Origin of the sequence: Mesorhizobium sp. M0437, assembly GCF_040321335.1 — a bacterium.
Classification (GTDB): Bacteria; Pseudomonadota; Alphaproteobacteria; order Rhizobiales; family Rhizobiaceae; genus Mesorhizobium.
In genome coordinates, this window is the sequence record NZ_JAMYRK010000011.1 from 40,615 (window position 1) to 59,245 (window position 18,631).

Annotated in this window: 12 protein-coding genes; 7 read left to right on the plus strand and 5 right to left on the minus strand. The window is 63.1% G+C overall.

The window, feature by feature from the left end; all coding sequences use genetic code 11:
- Nucleotides 1–10: 10 nt before the first annotated feature.
- The 4 genes from NKI72_RS09655 to NKI72_RS09670 form a co-directional block, all read right to left on the minus strand.
- Entirely contained in the window at nucleotides 11–1,219 is a 1,209-nt protein-coding gene (locus NKI72_RS09655; RefSeq protein WP_352541294.1) for an acetyl-CoA C-acetyltransferase, read from the minus strand.
- 31 nt (nucleotides 1,220–1,250) lie between these two features.
- Nucleotides 1,251–2,420 carry an acyl-CoA dehydrogenase family protein gene (locus NKI72_RS09660; protein ID WP_352830484.1) on the minus strand — a complete coding sequence of 390 codons (1,170 nt, stop codon included), beginning with the start codon at nucleotides 2,418–2,420 and terminating at the stop codon, nucleotides 1,251–1,253.
- Between the two features lie 238 nt (nucleotides 2,421–2,658).
- On the minus strand, nucleotides 2,659–4,455 hold the full coding sequence (locus tag NKI72_RS09665; protein ID WP_352850090.1) for an acyl-CoA dehydrogenase: 1,797 nt from the start codon (nucleotides 4,453–4,455) through the stop codon (nucleotides 2,659–2,661).
- A 236-nt stretch (nucleotides 4,456–4,691) separates the two neighbouring features.
- A complete protein-coding gene (locus NKI72_RS09670) occupies nucleotides 4,692–5,153 on the minus strand; it encodes a MerR family transcriptional regulator (RefSeq protein ID WP_352850102.1) in 462 nt (153 codons plus the stop codon).
- 550 nt (nucleotides 5,154–5,703) lie between these two features.
- Here NKI72_RS09670 and NKI72_RS09675 point away from each other — a divergent pair.
- The 4 genes from NKI72_RS09675 to NKI72_RS09690 all read left to right on the plus strand — a co-directional run bounded on the left by NKI72_RS09675 (nucleotide 5,704) and on the right by NKI72_RS09690 (nucleotide 12,835).
- The gene (locus tag NKI72_RS09675; RefSeq protein WP_352850091.1) at nucleotides 5,704–9,564 is read left to right on the plus strand and encodes a peptidoglycan-binding protein; all 3,861 of its coding nucleotides are present in this window, start codon (nucleotides 5,704–5,706) and stop codon (nucleotides 9,562–9,564) included.
- A gap of 191 nt (nucleotides 9,565–9,755) precedes the next feature.
- Complete coding sequence (locus NKI72_RS09680; protein ID WP_023676949.1) at nucleotides 9,756–10,679, plus strand: sulfite exporter TauE/SafE family protein; 924 nt, start codon at nucleotides 9,756–9,758, stop codon at nucleotides 10,677–10,679.
- Nucleotides 10,679–11,470 (plus strand): TIGR02186 family protein, encoded by a 792-nt coding sequence (locus NKI72_RS09685; protein ID WP_352455141.1) that lies wholly within the window; start codon nucleotides 10,679–10,681, stop codon nucleotides 11,468–11,470. Before NKI72_RS09680 ends, NKI72_RS09685 begins: the two co-directional genes overlap by 1 nt.
- Before the next feature lie 108 nt (nucleotides 11,471–11,578).
- On the plus strand, nucleotides 11,579–12,835 hold the full coding sequence (locus tag NKI72_RS09690) for an Hsp70 family protein (RefSeq protein WP_352830476.1): 1,257 nt from the start codon (nucleotides 11,579–11,581) through the stop codon (nucleotides 12,833–12,835).
- Nucleotides 12,836–12,840: 5 nt separating this feature from the next.
- Here NKI72_RS09690 and NKI72_RS09695 read toward each other — a convergent pair whose 3' ends face one another.
- The gene (locus tag NKI72_RS09695; protein WP_352770812.1) at nucleotides 12,841–13,743 is read right to left on the minus strand and encodes a LysR substrate-binding domain-containing protein; all 903 of its coding nucleotides are present in this window, start codon (nucleotides 13,741–13,743) and stop codon (nucleotides 12,841–12,843) included.
- Nucleotides 13,744–14,022: 279 nt separating this feature from the next.
- Here NKI72_RS09695 and NKI72_RS09700 point away from each other — a divergent pair, with 279 nt between their 5' ends.
- Genes NKI72_RS09700 through NKI72_RS09710 form a run of 3 tightly spaced genes read left to right on the plus strand, consistent with a single transcriptional unit; the run spans nucleotide 14,023 to nucleotide 18,631 of the window.
- Nucleotides 14,023–16,953, plus strand: a complete 2,931-nt coding sequence (locus NKI72_RS09700; protein WP_352830473.1) for a molybdopterin oxidoreductase family protein — start codon at nucleotides 14,023–14,025, stop codon at nucleotides 16,951–16,953.
- On the plus strand, nucleotides 16,950–17,684 hold the full coding sequence (locus tag NKI72_RS09705) for a 4Fe-4S dicluster domain-containing protein (protein WP_352830471.1): 735 nt from the start codon (nucleotides 16,950–16,952) through the stop codon (nucleotides 17,682–17,684). Before NKI72_RS09700 ends, NKI72_RS09705 begins: the two co-directional genes overlap by 4 nt.
- A gap of 11 nt (nucleotides 17,685–17,695) precedes the next feature.
- Nucleotides 17,696–18,631: a dimethyl sulfoxide reductase anchor subunit family protein gene (locus NKI72_RS09710; protein ID WP_352830468.1), complete on the plus strand. Its 936-nt coding sequence runs from the start codon at nucleotides 17,696–17,698 to the stop codon at nucleotides 18,629–18,631.

Below are 18,631 nucleotides of genomic sequence, written 5' to 3' on the forward strand. Positions count from 1 at the left end.
TCTCTCTCCGTCAGACGCGTTCGATGATCGTTGCAGTGCCCATGCCGGCGCCGATGCAAAGCGTCACCAGCGCGGTGTTGAGGTCGCGGCGTTCCAATTCATCCAGCACCGTACCGAAAATCATCGCACCGGTGGCGCCGAGCGGATGGCCCATGGCGATGGCCCCACCATTGACGTTGATCCGGTCATGCGGAATGTCGAAAGCCTGCATATAGCGCAGCACCACCGAAGCGAAGGCCTCGTTGAGCTCGAACAGGTCGATGTCCGACAGCTTCATCTTCGCCCGCTTCAACAGCTTCTCGGTGACGTCGACGGGGCCGGTCAGCATCAGCACCGGTTCGGAGCCGATGTTGGCGAACGCACGGATGCGTGCGCGCGGCTTGAGGCCGAGCGTCTTTCCCGCCTTTTTCGAGCCGAGCAGCACGGCCGCCGCGCCATCGACGATGCCGGAGGAATTGCCGGCATGGTGGACGTGGTTGACCTGTTCCACCTCGGGATGCTTCTGCACGGCGACGGCGTCGAAGCCGCCCATTTCGCCGGGCATGACGAAGGACGGGTTGAGCGCGGCAAGCGACTGCATGTCGGTCGAGGGCCGCATATGTTCGTCATGGTCGAGGATGGTCAGGCCGTTCTGGTCCTTGACCGAGATCACCGAATTCTTGAAGCGGCCCTCGCCCCACGCCTTGGCGGCACGCTTCTGGCTTTCGACTGCGTAGGCATCGACGTCGTCGCGCGAAAAGCCGTATTTGGTGGCGATCAGGTCGGCCGAGATTCCTTGCGGCACGAACCAGCCGGGTAGGCCGACCGATGGGTCCATGAACCAGGCGCCGCCGGAGGCGCCCATGCCGACGCGCGACATCGATTCGACGCCACCGGCGATGACGACCTCGTCGGCGCCCTGCGCGATCTTGGCGGCGCCGAAATTGATGGCGTCGAGGCCCGAGGCGCAGAAACGCGATATCTGCATGCCAGGCGCCTTGGTGTCGTAGCCGGCCTCGAAAGCGGCGGCACGTGGAATGACCGCACCCGCCTCGCCAACCGGATCGACACAACCGAAGATGATGTCGTCGACGGTGCCGGTGTCCAGCCCGTTGCGGTCGCGGATGGCCTCGAGCACCTTGGCGCCGAGCCGCACCGCCGGCACTTCGTGCAGCGAGCCATCCTTCTTGCCCCTGCCGCGCGGCGTGCGCACGGCATCATAGACATAAGCTTCGGCCATTTTCCTGCTCCTTGGGTTTGCTGAAACTCGCTCAGAGCGAGCGCCCGATCAGCAATTTCATGATCTCGTTGGTGCCGCCGTAGATGCGCTGGACGCGGGCGTCGCGAAACATGCGCGCAATCGGATATTCATTCATGTAGCCATAGCCGCCATGCAATTGAAGGCATTCGTCGACGACTTTTCCTTGCAGGTCTGACAGCCAGTATTTGGCCATCGAAGCGGTCACCGGGTCGAGGCCGCCGTTAACGTGGCGGGCAACGCAGTCATTATAGAAGACGCGGCCGATGGTCGCCTCGGTCTTCAATTCGGCAAGCTTGAACTGGGTGTTCTGGAATTCGATGATGGCCTTGCCGAAGGCCTTGCGCTCCTTGACGTAGTCGATGGTAAGCGCCAGCGCCCGCTCGACCATGGCAATAGCAGTGGTGCCGATCTGCAGCCGCTCCTGCGGCAATTGTTGCATCAACTGGACGAAGCCCTGGCCTTCGTGGTTGCCGAGCAGGTTCGAGGTCGGCACACGTACGTCGTTGAAGAACAGTTCCGACGTGTCGTTGGCCTTGAGGCCGATCTTGTCGAGGTTGCGGCCGCGCTCGAAACCCTCCAGCTCGTCGGTCTCGACGACGATCAGCGAGATGCCCTTGGCGCCCTTCTCAGGATCGGTCTTGGCAACGACGATGATGAAATTGGCGAGCTGGCCGTTGGTGATAAAGGTCTTCGAGCCGTTGAGCTTGTACTGGTTGCCGTCCTTTTCGGCGCGCGTCTTGACGCCCTGAAGGTCGGAGCCCGCACCGGGCTCGGTCATGGCGATGGCGCCGATCAGCTCGCCGCTCGCCAGCCTCGGCAGCCACTTCTTCTTCTGCTCCTCCGAGCCGTAGTGGAGGATATAGGGGGCAACGATCGAATTGTGCAGGCCAATGCCGAACCCGTCGACGCCGACATGGCCGATCGCCTCGATAATGGCGCTCTCATGCGCGAAGGTGCCGCCCGATCCGCCATATTCCTCCGGCATCGAGGCGCACAGCAGGCCGGCAGCACCCGCCTTCAGCCAGCTCTCGCGGTCGACCATTTCGTTCTTCTCGAACTCGTCGTAACGCGGCGCGATCTCTTCCGACATGAAGCGGTGCGCCATGTCGTAAAGCATGCCGACCTCGTCCGCCGCCCAGGCGGGCTTGGGAAGGCCAAGGATTTCGGCGGGGTGGGTCATGGTTTCTCCCTCGCGCCGACGTTCCCCTCCCCCTCGAGGGGAGGGTGGCCGCGAAGCGGCCGGGTGGGGTCGCCGATGACTTGCTCGACCTTATCTTTTACAACCTGCGCCATGTGCCACGGCATTGCGATCATTTTCCTCACAGGGCATGCACCAGAATGGAGGTCGGCGCACTGCACGCAGGACCCCTCCCGGCCTTCGGGCCACCCTCCCCTCGAGGGGGAGGGGAACGCCGAAGCTAGAACGCTTCCGCCGGCAGTGCCATCAATGTGTCGGCACCGCTGGAGATGCGGGCAAGATGCGCCGACGTCTCCGGCATGATCCGCTCTATGAAGAAGCGCGCCGTCACCAGCTTGTTGTCGTAGAAAGACGAAGCGCCGTCGGCGCCATTCGCCAATTTCGCTGCGGCCACCCTGGCCATCTGCGCCCACATATAGCCCAGCGCCACCAGGCCGAACAGATGCATGTAATCGGTCGAGGCGGCACCGGCGTTATCGGGCTTGGCCATGCCGTTCTGCACCAGCCACATCGTCGCCGCCTGCAGATCGTTGAGGCCCTTTTTAAGCGCCTTGGTGAAGGGCGCCATCGTCTCGTCGGTGCGGTTTTCCTCGCAGAACTCTCCGACTTCCTTAAAGAAAGCCTGGACCGCGCGGCCGCCATTCAAGGCCAGCTTGCGGCCGACGAGGTCGAGCGCCTGGATGCCGTTGGCACCCTCATAGATCATGGCGATGCGCGCATCGCGGACGAACTGGCTCATGCCGTGCTCTTCTATATAGCCGTGGCCGCCGAAGACCTGCTGCGCCATTACCGCATGATCGAACCCCTTGTCGGTGAGCACGCCTTTGACCACCGGCGTCATCAGGCCGGTGTAGTCGTCTGCGACCTGGCGATCTTTGTCGTCTCCGGAGCGGTGAGCGATGTCGGACTTGATCGCCGTCCACAGCGCCAGCGCGCGGCCGGCCTCGTTGAAAGCCTTCATGGTCATCAGGCTGCGGCGGATGTCCGGATGGACGATGATCGGATCGGCCTTCCTGTCCGGCGCCTTCGGCCCTGACAGCGAGCGGCCCTGCAGACGATCCTTGGCGTAGGAAACCGCATTCTGATAGGCGACCTCCGATAGCGAGAGGCCCTGCAGGCCGACGCCAAGCCGCGCCTCATTCATCATGGTGAACATTGCTTTCAGCCCGCCATTGGCCTCGCCGAGCAGCGTGCCTTCAGCGTCGTCGTAATTCATGACGCAGGTCGAGTTGCCATGGATACCCATCTTCTGCTCGATCGAGCCACAGGAGACGGTGTTCTTCTCGCCCGGATTGCCTGAGGCATCGAGCTTGAGCTTCGGCACGATGAACAGCGAGATGCCCTTCACGCCATCCGGCGCGCCCTCGATACGGGCCAGCACCAGGTGGACGATATTGTCCGACATGTCATGCTCGCCGGCCGAGATGAAGATCTTCTGACCGGAGATCCTGTAGGTGCCGTCGCCATTTGGGACGGCCTTGGTGCGCAGCAAGCCAAGATCGGTTCCGCAGTGTGGCTCGGTCAGGTTCATGGTGCCGGTCCAGGCGCCCTCGACCAGCTTCGGCAACCATGTTGCCTTCTGCTCTTTGGTGCCATGGGTGATGATCGCAGCGATCGCGCCTTGCGTCAGGCCGGCATACATCATCAGCGACATATTGGCCGACACCATGTATTCGGCAACCGCAGTGTGCACTGCGTAGGGCAAGCCTTGCCCGCCAAACTCGACAGGTGCCGCGAGCCCCATCCAGCCGCCTTCGCGATACTGGTCGAAAGCTTCCTTGAAGCCTTTCGGCGTCATTACCGAACCGTCGTCATGGCGCATGCAGCCTTCCACGTCGCCAACGCGGTTCAGCGGCTGCATCACGTTTTCGGCGAGCTTCGCGCCCTCGGCAAGGATGGCCTCGAGCACATCCGGCGTGGCGTCGGAAAATCCGGGAAGATTGGAATAACGCTGATATCCCAGCACTTCGTTCAGCACGAACAGCGTGTCCCGGACCGGCGCTCTGTAGATCGGCATGCGTTTCCTCCACCATGCGGTCTTGGCCCCGAACTCAGCCCCAGCATATGAGGATGGCAGACGGACCAACGTTGTGGTCGAGATAACAAATATTGACGTTTGCGTAAACGTCAATTCTGCGCTGCGGCAAATTTTCTCCCGCGCGCCAGGACGACAAACGACAAAGCGCGGCAAACGACGAAGAACCGCGCAGCGAAAGCCGCGCGGCTCCTATTCGTCACAAATCGAAGCTTAGTTTAGCTCGCCACACTGGCCTGCAGCGTCGAGCGCTCGATCAGCATTTGCCGGACGGTCGACATCGAAGCACTCAGTTCGCTGATGGCATCGTCGATCAGTGCCCGCTGCTTCTGCAGGCGGGCAAGCTGCTTCTCCGACTTGTCGAGCGCCAGCCGCAATTGCTTGGTGTTGGAGCCGTTCGGATCGTAGAGGTCCATCATCTGCTTGACGTCACGCAGCGAGAACCCGACCTTGCGGCCAAGCAGGATCAGCTTCAGCCGGGCCCTGTCGCGGCGTGTATAAAGACGGGTCGAGCCGTCGCGCTGCGGGTTGAGCAGACCCTTGTCCTCGTAGAAACGCAGCGTACGCAGCGTCACTCCGTATTTCTTGGCCATTTCGCCGATGCGGACAAGCTCTTCACCGGCTTCGCTCGACATATCGTTGGTGTTGGCCGCGGCTTGGCCGGGCGAAATAAGTTTCATGGTCACTGGCTTTCCCCGTCTGGTGGCATCGCGGTCGCCGACCTTGCGTCGCCTGAGTGAAAGCGGGGGCGTGCTTCCACTCGTGGTTTCAACAAACAAATCGCAAACGGCGTAATCCGCTCATTTACGTTTACGTCAATTCTATATCGATAGCCGCCTCAGCACGCAAGAGTGTTCTGGTCTTGCAACTTTATGCCGCAGCACCAGCGGACAACCTAAAAGGTCGTTGCCGATTTCGGGAGCGATCATGCGGCTGATCAAAATTCTACAACGTCTTTTGCGCGTTCAAAGAAGACACCCGCGCCGTCGGCAGCCAGCCGACAAAGTTGCAACTTCTTAAGCTTGGTTAACGCGTTGTTTACCACGTTGGGGCGAAATGTGCGCATGTCGGTTACCCGTGTCTATCCTGTACTGAATTTTTCACGGTTTTTCGGAGCGCGGATGAGACCGGGAAGCTCGTCTTCCACTGCAACAAGCCAAGCAGTCGCCTTCGTCCCGGCAGGACTTTGGGAACCTGGTGAAAGCCAGCAATTCTGAAACGGGCGCATTGATGAACAGCAAGCGGTCCTACCTCGATACACTCAACGCCGGCAGGCAACGCCGGCCGCACACGACGCTTGAAGAGCTCAACCGCTCCCTGGAAACTCTGGAGCAGCGGCTGGAGCGGACGCGCGAGGAGACGGCAAGCCACGCCGATCCGCGCCGACCAGCGGCAGAACCACGCTATCCCAGCGCCCAACCCTATGGCCAGCAGCGCCGGTATGAGGATCCACGCGCGCAGCGGCCGAAAGGTCCAGCAGCGGCTTTCGACCAGAATTACCAGGCGATCGCCCGCGATATCGACCGGGTGCGGGGCCAGGAGGACGGCGTCGCCCTAGCCGGCAAGATCGCCGGCGAATTGCGCGGCCTGCGCGAAGAGTTGCGCCAGCAGATGACCTCCGGCCTGCAACGCGAGTTCGAGGTACTGCGCAAGAATATTGAGCGAGCCTTCCAGTCAAATGGCGGCGGCAAAGGCAGCGCCGAACTCAGCGTCGAATTCGAGCGGCTTTCCGGCGCCATCCAGACACTGGCCGAAAAAAGCGACGACAGAAGCGTCAATATGCTGCGGCTCGAGCTTGAGCAGGTCAAAGCCGCGCTCGATACGCTGGCGCGCGAGGAGAGCGTGCAGGCGGTCGGACGCCGCTGGGACGATTTCGACCGCCGCTGGAACGCTTTCGAGGATCGCGTCGAGGCCGATCAGCGCAAGCGTTCCGATGCACCCGGCCTGTCGGCGCTAACGGAGCGGCTCGAACAGATCAGCAATGCCGTCAGCAATCTGCCGGAATCGCTGTCGCTGCGCTCGCTCGAGGAAAAGGTCCGCACGCTTGCCGGAGCGGTCGACCATTTCGCCCGCCAGCAGGACAATCGCGGCGGCGACACATTCAGTCAGATCGACGAGCGGCTCGACGAGATTTCCCGCGCGATCGTCGCCTCGACGGTTGCCGCGCAAGCCAATTCGTTCGACCCCGAGCCCTTCGAACGCATCGAGAAGCGGATCGATTCACTGGCCCAGCAAATCGAAGAAGTGTCGCAGGATCGTCCGGGTCGGGAGGTCATCGACCGTCTCAACACATTGTCGAGCCGCGTGGATGAACTGGCCGGCCGAGCCAATCTGCCGGAACAGGCGATGGAGCGCCTTGCCAGGCAAGTCGCGCTTATTGCCGACAAGATCGACCACGCACCTGCCATGCCCGACGCCGACTACATCTTCCAGGGGCTCGAGCAGCGCTTCGACGTGCTGTCCAGCATGATGGAACGTCGCCAGGGCGACGCAATCGAACAAGGCAACATGCTGTTTCGCGACCTTGAGCGCCGGTTGGACGAGGTCGCCGACAGGCTGGACCAGCGCATGCCGCAGGTCGATAGCGCCGGCATCATGGATGCCATCGACGCCCGCTTCACCGCGCTGGCCAAGCGGATTGAGACGCGCGTTCCAGATCCCGCCAACGAGGCGGCGATCCGTGGCCTGGAGAGCCGGCTCGAAGACATCTCAAGCCGGCTGGATTCGTCCGCGGCACAGGTCGCCAGCATCGACCCGGCGTTGATCCGCAGCCTTGAAGCGCAGGTCGCCGGCCTGACGGCGCATCTTTCCAAGCCTGGCACGCCGCTGCCGGAATTCGACGACATCAGCCCGCGTCTCAACGAAATCGAGAAGTCGCTGGCCGGAACTCGCGATTCCATCCTCGGCGCGGCGCGCGAGGCGGCTGAGAGCGCCGTCCGCTCACTGGCCGGATCAAGCGCCAACACGGCGGCCGTTACCGGCCTCGCCCAGGACCTGAAGACGCTCGAGGCACTGACGCGGCGTTCGGACGAGCGCAATTCGAGAACGTTCGAGGCTATCCACGATACGCTGCTCAAGATCGTTGACAGGCTTGGTTCATTGGAGACGGGCGAACCGGCAAGCGCGGAGTTGAGCAAGCGTTTCGGCCGGCCATCCAAGATCTCGGTACAGGACGCACCGTCGATGGACCTCGACCAGCCGCTGCCGTTGACAGGCAGCATGGCCGATCTCGACGGCCGCGCCGCGGCGCTCGTGCGCGACGAGCCAGGTCCGCGTACGCCAGCCGAGGCCGCCGCCGCAGCAGCCCTGGCGGCTCTCGGTTCAGACACGACGCGTGAAAAATCCGAGCAAGGCGGCGGCAGGAAATCGATGTTAGGCGGGCTGGCGCGCGCCTTGAAGGGCAAGAAGGACGCCGAGATGCCGCCGCTTGCAGGCTCGGCGCAGAGCGCCGAGATACCGAGCGTCGATCTCGACGAGCCCCTCGACCCCAAGCTCGCCAACCGGCCACTGGAACCCGGCTCCGGCGCACCCGACCTCAGCGCCATCATGAAGCGCGTGCGCGACGAGCGCGGGCAGCCGACCAGGGAAGGCGGCGCTGAGGCGGCAAAATCGGACTTCATTGCGGCAGCCAGACGGGCTGCGAAAGCGGCGGCTGCCGAGGCGGACGCCCTCAAGCGCCAGTCGACGATGAAAGGCCCGGTCAAGGCACTCAGGATCGGCGACCTGCTCAAGGCGCGGCGCAAGCCGATCCTGATGGGGGCAATCGCCATCATGCTGGCGCTTGCCGGCCTGCAACTGGGCAAAGCCTTCTTCTCCGACCCGGTCGAAGTTACCAACAATGAGGCGGCACCGGCCGTGGCCGTACAGCCGGTGGAAACCAATTTGGCCAGCGTTGCCAGCGACCCGAAGGCGGACGCGCAGACGACACCACAGGAGAGCGCGCCGTCGCCCACCGTCAGGCAGGCAGAGCCATCCGCATCGATGACCAAGGACGACACGGCGGCGCAAACCGGCCCCGCTACACCGGCAGCCGAGACATCGACGGCGCCCTCGGCTTCCGCGGAGCCCGCCGACCTGACGGCGCAAGACACCGCGGCCGCAGTGCCCACGCCGGCAGCGGCGACGGCCAGCGACGCGGAGCCAATGGCTGCCGCGCCTGCTATAGCCACCGCTGCGACGCAGGACACGACCGGCACGGTGCCGCCGGCGGATGCTGCCGCGGCAGGCGTTGCCAAGATCGACGTTCCGGCCGATGCCGGTCCGGCCGCCCTGCGCGATGCAGCGGCGGGCGGCGACGCCAAGGCGCTGTTCGAGATCGGCTCGCGCTACGCCGAGTCTCGCGGCGTCAAAGAAGACATGGCGGCGGCGGCCAAATGGTATGAGAAAGCTGCCGAACTCGGTTTCGCGCCGGCAGAATACCGCATCGGCAATTTCTACGAGAAGGGCATCGGCGTCGCACGCGACATCAAGAAAGCGAAAACCTGGTACCAGCTTGCCGCAGCGCAGGGCAATGCCAGCGCGATGCACAATCTTGCCGTGCTGTTTGCGATGGCGGCGGATGGCGTGACCGACAATGAATCGGCAGCGCGCTGGTTCCAGGCGGCGGCGGATCTCGGTGTCAAGGATAGCCAGTTCAATCTCGGCATCCTCGCGGCGAAGGGCGTCGGCATGAAGCAGAACCTCGAGGAGAGCTACAAATGGTTCGCACTCGTCGCCAAGACCGGCGACAAGGATGCGGCGGCCAAGCGCGACGAGATCGCCAAGGCACTGAGGCCCGAGCAGCTGGAGCGTGCGCGGGCCGCGGCTGAACTGTGGAAGGCCAAGCCGCTCGATCCAACCGCCAATTCGGCCGACGTTCCTGAATCGTGGCAGGACGGCACACCGCAGACGACCGCCGGCATCGACATGAAGAAAGCGGTCCAGAACATCCAGCGCATTCTCAACAAGAACGGCTACGAGGCCGGCAATCCCGACGGGATGATGGGCCAGAAAACCAAGAACGCGATCATGGCCTTCCAGGCCGACAACGATATGAAGGCAACCGGCGCGATCGACGAAAAGCTGGTCAAGGCGCTGCTTGCGCGTAAATAACGGCGGATGCGTCGTTTCCGCGACGCCCTTGCCACAGATTTGCCTGTTAACTGATTGAGTTGTTTTTTGTTTCGGCGGTGCGGCGAAGTTTGACTTCACGGCCCGGCCGGCGCAAGAACGAGATAGCCTTTTGACGCAAAATGCCCGCAACGGTTGCATTCGCCAGGAGGCAAACTGATCGAGACTGACGGGTGGGCATCTATCTCCCGATCGCGGAAATTTCCGTCAACATCTTCGTGCTGCTGGCCATGGGTGCGGCGGTGGGTTTCCTGTCGGGCATGTTCGGCGTGGGCGGCGGCTTTCTCATTACGCCGCTGCTGATCTTCTACAACATACCGCCGGCAATCGCGGTCGCCACCGGCGCCAACCAGGTCATCGCTTCCTCCTTCTCCGGCGCCCTGTCGCACATGAAGCGCGGCACGCTCGACTTCAAGCTTGGCGGCGTGCTTTTAGCCGGCGGCATCGTCGGCTCGACTGGTGGTATCTATGTCTTTGCGCTCCTGCGCCGGCTCGGCCAGCTCGACCTGTTCATCTCGCTGCTCTACGTCGTGCTGCTCGGCACCGTCGGCGGACTGATGCTGGTCGAGAGCGTCAATGCGCTGCGCGCCACTCGCAGCGGCGCCGCACCGGTGTTGAAGAAATCCGGCCAGCATAATTGGATCCACCGCCTGCCGCTGAAGATGCGGTTCAGGGCCTCGAAGCTCTTCGTCAGCGTCATTCCGGTGCTTGGGCTGGGTGCGGCGATTGGCTTCCTGTCCTCGATCATGGGCGTCGGCGGCGGCTTCATCATGGTGCCGGCCCTGATCTACCTTTTGAAAGTGCCTACCAACGTCGTCATCGGCACCTCGCTGTTCCAGATCATCTTCACCTCGGCTTACACCACGCTGGTCCACGCCACCACCAACCAGACGGTCGACGTCATGCTCGCCTTCCTGTTGATGGCAGGCGGCGTCGCCGGCGCGCAATATGGCGCCAAGGCTGGTCAGAGGCTGCGGGGCGAGCAACTCAGGGCGCTGCTGGCGCTGCTCGTGCTGGCGGTAGCCATCCGGCTTGCCATCGATCTTTTCGTCACGCCGCCCAATCTCTATTCTCTGTCCGGCGTGGGCCTGAGCTGATGGCCGGCCTAAGGACGCTCGCGGCCGCCGCCTTGCTGTCGCTGCTGGCTGCTGCGCCACCGGCGAAGGCGCAGGCGCCACTAACCGAAAACATCCAGATCGGCCTTTCCACCGACAATGTCTCGATTACCGCCGGCTTTTCCGGCGCCGACCTGACCATTTTCGGCTCACTGGAAAATGCCGATCCGCTTGTCGCGCGGCAAGGGCGCTACGACGTGATCGTCGTGCTGGAAGGCCCGGCTCGGCCGGTCGTCGTGCGCCGCAAGGACCGGGTGCTCGGCGTCTGGGTCAATCTGGAGTCGGAGACCTTCAAAAACGTACCTGTCTCCTATTCGGTGGCGACGACGCGGCCGCTGCAGGACGTCACCGATCCGAACAGCTACAAGCAGCTGTCGCTTGGCGCCTCCAACCTCTATTTGCAGCCGGCCGACGCGGAGGACAGCCCGGCGACAATCGAGGAGTTCACCGCCGCGCTGCGCGAACGCAAGGCGGCGACCGGCCTCTACAGCGAGAATGTCGGCGGTGTGCAGTTCCTGTCGCAGAACCTGTTCCGCGCCACCGTCAGGCTCGCCCCAAACGTTCCGGTCGGCACCCATAAGGCCCGTGCCTTCCTGTTCAAGAGCGGCCTGTTCATCAAGGAAAGCTCCGCCCAGCTCGAAATCCGCAAGTCCGGTTTCGAACAGTCGATCTTCCGCGTCGCGCACGACTATTCCTTCCTCTACGGTGTCTTTGCCGTATCGCTGGCCATGCTGACCGGCTGGCTCGGAAGACTGGTGTTCAGGAAAGACTGAACTCTCGTAAAAGTGGTTTCCCTTTCCGAGGGTATGGGTTAGACCGCGACCCCCGGCCCGACCGGATACGAGCTGCTGCTCCCCAAATCAGAACTACAGGAACGCACGATGCGACCAGCATTTGCCGGTATCGACTTCGGCACTTCGAATTCCACCGTGAGCGTGGTCAGGAACGGGCAGCCGCGGCTGGTGGCGTTGGAAGACGGCCAAGTCACGCTGCCCAGTGCGGTATTCTTCAATTTCGAGGACAACCGCACCTATTTCGGGCGACGCGCCCTTGCCAACTATACGGACAGTATCGAAGGCCGCCTGATGCACTCGTTGAAGAGTGTGCTCGGCAGCTCGCTCGCCCACGAAAAGACGCGCATCAAGGCGCGCTCGATCGGCTTCATGGAGATTGTCGGCCTGTTCGTCGGCCATCTGAAAAAGAAGCTGGAAGAAGAAGCCCATGACGCGGTCGACAGCGTCGTGCTGGGACGGCCCGTGCAGTTCGTCGACGACGATGCCGAGGCCGACGCCAAGGCGGAGCACGAACTCGAAAACGCCGCTCGTGCCCACGGCTTCAAGCAGATCGCCTTCCAGTTCGAACCGATTGCCGCGGCACTCGACTACGAACAAAAGGTGACGCGCGAGGAACTGGCGCTGATCGTCGACATGGGCGGCGGCACGTCCGACTTCTCAATCGTGCGGGTCTCGCCCGAGCGCGCCCGCTCGCTTGACCGCAAGGACGACATCCTGGCCAGCCGCGGCATCCACATCGGCGGCACCGACTTCGACCGGCTGCTGAGCATCGCCCATGTGATGCCGCAGCTCGGCCATCTCTCACCGACCAAGGATGGCAAACGTAATCTGCCGGCGAGCTACTTCATCGACCTGGCGACGTGGCAGCGCATCAACCTGGTCTATACCGCGAGGGCGATGACGCATCTGCGCCAGATCCGCTACGAGGCGGAGCACGCAGACCTGGTCGACCGCTTCATCCACATCATCGAGCATCGTTACGGCCACGCGCTGGCGGCGCTGGTCGAAAAGGCCAAGATCGAGCTGACGGACCGATCGTCGGCCGATGTCGAGGTCGCGCTGCCCGAGGTGAGGTTCACGGCAGAAATCACGCGCAAGGGTCTCGAAGCCACCATAGCCAGGGACATTGAGCGTGTTGCGGCTACGGTCGAGCAGACCATCCGCGACGCACAGGTGAAGGCCTCGGACATCACCGCGGTGTTCCTGACCGGCGGATCGACCGCGATCCCGCTGGCCAGGCAGCAGATCCTGGCGCTGGTGCCGCAGGCGTCGGTAATCGAAGGCGATGTGTTCGGCTCGGTCGGGCTTGGGCTGGCGCTCGACGCGCAGCGGAAGTTCGGCTGATCGGCTTAAAGCGGCGCGAATCTCTCAGCTTTGCCGCCAAGATGCGCCTTGAGCGCCATCTGGGCCAGGCTTGGCTGCCGGTCGCGATGCGTGATCATGGCAAATTCGCGCTTCGGCAGATCGACCGGCACGGAACGCAGACTGCCTTCGGCGACCGCGCGCGCGACGACGAGTTCCGAAATGATGCTGGCGCCGGCGCCGGCCTCGACTGCCTGGCGAATAGCCTCATTGCTCGGCAATACCAGGAATATCTGCAGGTCCGCGAACGAAATCCCGTCGCGTCGGGCAAGGTCCTCCAGCACCTCGCGCGTGCCCGACCCGCCTTCGCGAATGATCCAGCGAAGCCCGCCAAGGTCGGGATGTCCAGGCGAAACTTCTGCGATCTCAGGGTGCGAGCGCGCCACGACCAGCATCATGCGATCGATATCGACCTTGGCACGGCGCAAAATGTCGGATTCGGTGCGCCCCTCGACCAGGCCAAAATCGGCTGCGCCATCAAGTACATTGGTCTCGACCTGCCTGGTGTTGCCAATGCTCACGCTCAGCCTGACGGCAGGATAGGCTTCGTGGAAAGAGGCGAGCCGGCGCGGCAGCCAATAACTGGCGATGGTCTGGCTGGCAGCGATCGAGAGACTGCCTGATATCGTCTGCGCGACATGCTCCAGCACATTGTGGGCGGCCGCAGTCCGCTCGAGGACCGCCTTGGCCTCGGGCAAGAATCGGCGTCCGGTCTCGGCGAGCTCGATATTGCGGCCCACTCGGTTGAACAACTGGACGCCGTGCTGCTGTTCGAGCGAGCGGATGGCGGCCGACGCGGCCGACTGTGAGATGCCCAGCAACTCGGCCGCTTTGGTCATGTGCGCCCGTTCGGCGACGGCAACGAAGATCCGCAACTGGTCCAGGGTCATTCCGACACTAAGAAGCAAATCCGATTGGAATTACAAGAGCAAGTTGTTAGACGGATCGGTCGCTTTGTTCTAAATTTTGACCCGAAATTGGAAAAAAGTCGCGCCAGAGCAGTCGAGGGTAGAATTGGTGGGGCGGTTCAAATCCGTGTTTGCGCACTGGACCCGCAGCCTGCGGCGGCGGCTCTTGGGTGAACGCTATCGGCCGGAAGAGCATTACATGCGCGGCCCCGGCCCGAAGACGAGAGCCAAGGTCGCGGAGCGCAAGAGCATCACCGGATCATGACCAACAACCTGCTGCGCGGAGCCAATTCGGCACCATCACAACGGCCGCTTGCCGATACACGCGCGCCCGCTGAAGGCGACGGCGTCGATACGTCGCCCGATGTCTCCGACAGCGTCGCCAAGACGACTTGCTATATGTGCGCCTGCCGCTGCGGCATCGACGTCCATATCAAAGACGGCAAGGTCCGCTACATCAACGGCAACAAGGATCACCCGGTCAACCGCGGTGTGCTGTGCGGCAAGGGCAGCGCCGGCATCATGCAGCATTACAGCCCGGCCCGGCTGAAGAAGCCGCTACTGCGCACCGGCCCGCGCGGCTCGGGCGAGTTCCGCGAGATTGAGTGGGAGGAAGCCTTGTCGATCGCGACAGAACGGCTTTCGAACATCCGCCGAACCGATCCGAAGAAACTTGCCTTCTTCAGCGGGCGCGACCAGTCGCAATCGCTGACCGGCTGGTGGGCGAGCCAGTTCGGCACGCCGAACTTCGCCGCCCATGGCGGCTTCTGCTCGGTCAATATGGCGGCCGGCGGCCTCTACACGATTGGCGGCTCGTTCTGGGAGTTCGGCGAGCCCGACTGGGACAACACCAAATATTTCATGCTGTTCGGGGTTGCCGAAGACCATGATTCCAATCCGATCAAGATCGGACTCGGCAAGCTCAAGGCGCGCGGCGCCAAGGTGGTTTCAATCAATCCCTGCCGCACCGGCTATAATGCAATTGCCGACGACTGGATCGGCATCCGGCCCGGCACCGACGGCCTGTTCGTGTTCGCCCTCATCCATGAATTGCTGAAGGCTGGCCGCATCGATCTCGAGTACCTCTTGCGCTACACCAATGCCCACATCCTGGTCGTTCAGGAGCCTGGAGCTGTCGATGACGGGCTGTTCATGCGCAATGGCGAGGGCAATCCGCAGGCTTGGGACAGGGTGGCGAAGATGCCTGTCAATGCCAGCGATGCCGACGCGAAGCCCGCATTGACCGGCAGCTTTCTCGTCGACGGCCGCCGCTGCGTGCCGGTCTTCCAACTCGTCGCCGACCGTTATCTGGACGAGAGCTATTCACCGGACGCCGTCGCTGACCGGTGCGGCATCTCCGCCGACACCATCCGACGCATTGCCGCAGAACTCGCCCATGTCGCCTTCGAACAGCAAATCGAATTGCCGGTGGCCTGGACGGACTGGGCCGGCCGCCGGCACGAGACCATCAAGGGTCGGCCGGTGTCGATGCATGCGATGCGCGGCATCTCGGCCCATTCGAACGGATTTCACACTTGCCGCGCCATTCATCTGCTTCAGGTGCTTCTCGGCACGGTGGACGTGCCGGGCGGCTTCCGCTTCAAACCGCCTTATCCGCGGTCCGCGCCGCCGGGTCCAATGCCCGCCGGCAAGAATGTGAAGCCGATGACACCGCTCGAAGGCATGCCGCTCGGCTTCGTCTGCGGACCGGAGGACCTGCTGATCGATGAAGGCGGCAAGCCTGTTCGTATCGACAAGGCCTACTCCTGGGATGCGCCGCTGGCCGCACACGGGCTCATGCACACGGTTATCCGCAACGCCTGGGCCGGCGATCCCTACAAGATCGACACTCTGTTTATGTACATGTCCAACATGGCCTGGAACTCGTCGATGAATACGGTCGAGACGATGGCGATGCTGACCGATATCGAAGCGTCGGGCGAGTACAAGATCCCGTTCATCATCTATTCCGACGCTTATTATGCCGAGACCGTGCCTTTTGCCGATCTGGTGCTGCCGGACACCACCTATCTCGAGCGTCATGACTGTATCAGTCTGCTCGACCGGCCGATCAGCCATGCCGACGGTCCGGGCGACGCCATCCGCCATCCGGTCGTCGAGCCGGACCGCGACGTCAGGCCGTTCCAGACGGTGCTGATCGAACTCGGCGCGGGGCTCGGTCTGCCCGGCTTCGTTCATGACGACGGCTCCGCCAAATACCGCGACTATGCCGACTACATCGTCAATCACGAGCGCACGCCAGGTGTCGGTCCGCTCGCCGGCTGGCGCGGCAAGGACGGGGCCTCGGTCGGCAAGGGCGAGGTCAATCCCGACCAGTTGCAGCGCTACATAGATAATGGCGGCTTCTGGCACCAGGATTTCGCCGCCGATCAGCGCTACTACAAGATGGCCAACCGCTCGTATCTCGAATTGGCTGAGAGCATGGGCTTCATGCCGAAGGCCGAGCCGATCGTCTTCCAACTCTATTCGGAGCCGATGCAGCGCTTTCGCCTTGCGGCGCGCGGCCATGGCGGGGTGCTGCCGCCGGAGGCGGAGCGCAGCCGCATCGAGACCTATATGGATCCGCTGCCGTTCTGGTATGCGCCCTTCGAAGAGGCTGCGGTCGACAGCCAAGCCTATCCGCTGCACGCGCTGACGCAGCGGCCGATGCACATGTACCATTCCTGGGGCGGGCAGAATGCCTGGCTAAGGCAGATCACCAGCCAGAACCGACTGTTCGTGCACTACCGGACGGCAGCCGGCCTCAGCCTTGTCGACGACGATTGGGTTTGGATCGAGAGCATCAACGGCAAGGTCAAGGGGCAGATCAAGCTGGCCGACGGCGTCAACGCCGATACGGTGTGGACCTGGAACGCGATCGGCAAACGGCGCGGCAGCTGGGGGCTCAAGGACGACGCGGCCGAATCCAATCGCGGCTTCCTGCTCAACCACATCATCGGCGACCAGACCTCCGCCGATGCCAACGGCAAACGCTATTCGAACTCCGACCCGGTAACGGGCCAGGCCGCATGGTTCGACCTGCGCGTGCGCATCGTCAAATGCGCGCCCGAGGAAGCGGGCTTCACCGAACCGCAGTTCGAGCGGTTCCGCCAGCTGCCGGACTCTGAGCTCTCGCCCGACAAGCTCAGTTTCGGCGCCGAGTTCCGCATGAAAAGAGAAGCCGCCGAATGACTTGCCTTCCCGCCCATACCGACAAGAAGCTCGGCCTTGTCATCGATCTCGACACCTGCGTCGGCTGCCAGGCCTGCGTTACCGCCTGCAAAGAATGGAATACCGGCGGCCATATGGCGCCGCTGACCGACATCGACCCCTATGGCGGCAATGTCGACGGCGTCTGGTTCAACCGCGTGCACAGTTATGAGCACATCACGGAGATGGGTGGGCGCACAGTCAATTTCCCACGCTCCTGCCTGCACTGCGAGACGCCGGCGTGCGTCACGGTCTGCCCGACCGGCGCCTCCTACAAGCGGGCGTCGGATGGCATCGTGCTGGTCGACGAGGACAAATGCATCGGCTGCAAACTGTGCAGTTGGGCCTGTCCCTACGGAGCGCGCGAATTCGACACCAATGTCGGCGTGATGAAGAAATGCACGTTGTGCGTCGACCGCATCTACAACGACAATCTGGCGGAAGAAGATCGCGTGCCGGCCTGCGTCGCTGCTTGCCCGACCAGCGCGCGGCATTTTGGCGATCTAGGCGATCCGGCATCCGCTATCTCGCAACTGGTGGCCGAGCGCGGCGGTGTCGATCTGATGCCGGAAATGGGCTATAAGCCGACCAACAAATATCTGCCGCCACGTGCCCACACCACCCGCGCCGCATCGGTGCCGGCGCCAGCGCTTGAAGCGGTGCGGGCCGAAGGCGGCTTCCTCGGCTGGGTCGACCGCATGCTTTCGAACTGACCCGTGCCTTCATGCATCCAGCCTTCTCCGTCGTCTTTTTCACCACGGCCACGGGCGCCGGTTACGGCCTGCTCGCGCTGCTTGGCGTGCTCGCTGGACAGGGCTTTATCCCGCCCGATTTCTGGCTTGGCCTCACCGGCATGGGGCTGGCGCTTGGCCTGATCTCGACAGGCCTGCTGTCGTCGGCCGGCCATCTCGGCCGGCCCGAACGCGCGTGGCGTGCCTTCTCGCAATGGCGTAGCTCATGGCTGTCGCGCGAAGGCGTTGCGTCGGTCGCGACCTTCGTCCCCGCGGGACTGTTCGGCATCGGCTGGGTGATCCTCGGACGCACGAGCGGCTGGGTGGCTGTCGCCGGGCTGCTGGCTGCCATCGGCGCGGTCGCAACCGTCTGCACCACCGGCATGATCTACGCGTCGTTGAAGCCGATTGCCCAGTGGCACAGCCGCTTCACCCTCCCCGCCTACCTGGTCTTTTCGGCGATGACCGGCAGCGTACTGCTCAACGCCCTGCTGCAGGGATTTGCCGCAGGCTCGAATATGCTTCTGGCAGCTGCCCTGTTGCTGACCGCACTCGGCTGGGGTTTGAAGCTGGCGACCTGGCGATACAATGACAGGCTGGAGATCCCGACCAATGCCAACACCGCAACCGGGCTTTCCGGCGGCACGGTGCGGTCGCTGGAATGGCCGCATACCGAGGAAAACTATCTGCTCAAGGAGATGGGTTTTCGCATTGCGCGCAAGCACAGCGCTAAACTCCGCCAGATCACGCAGGTGCTGGCCTTTGCTTTGCCCGCGTTGCTGCTGGTCGCGGCGTTCGCCTTGCCGTGGCCCTATGCGGCAGCACTGTCGATACTCGCCGCAATCGCCCAACTCGCCGGAATGCTGGTCGAGCGCTGGCTGTTCTTCGCCGAGGCCAAGCACACGGTCACTTTGTACTACGGCAGGTAG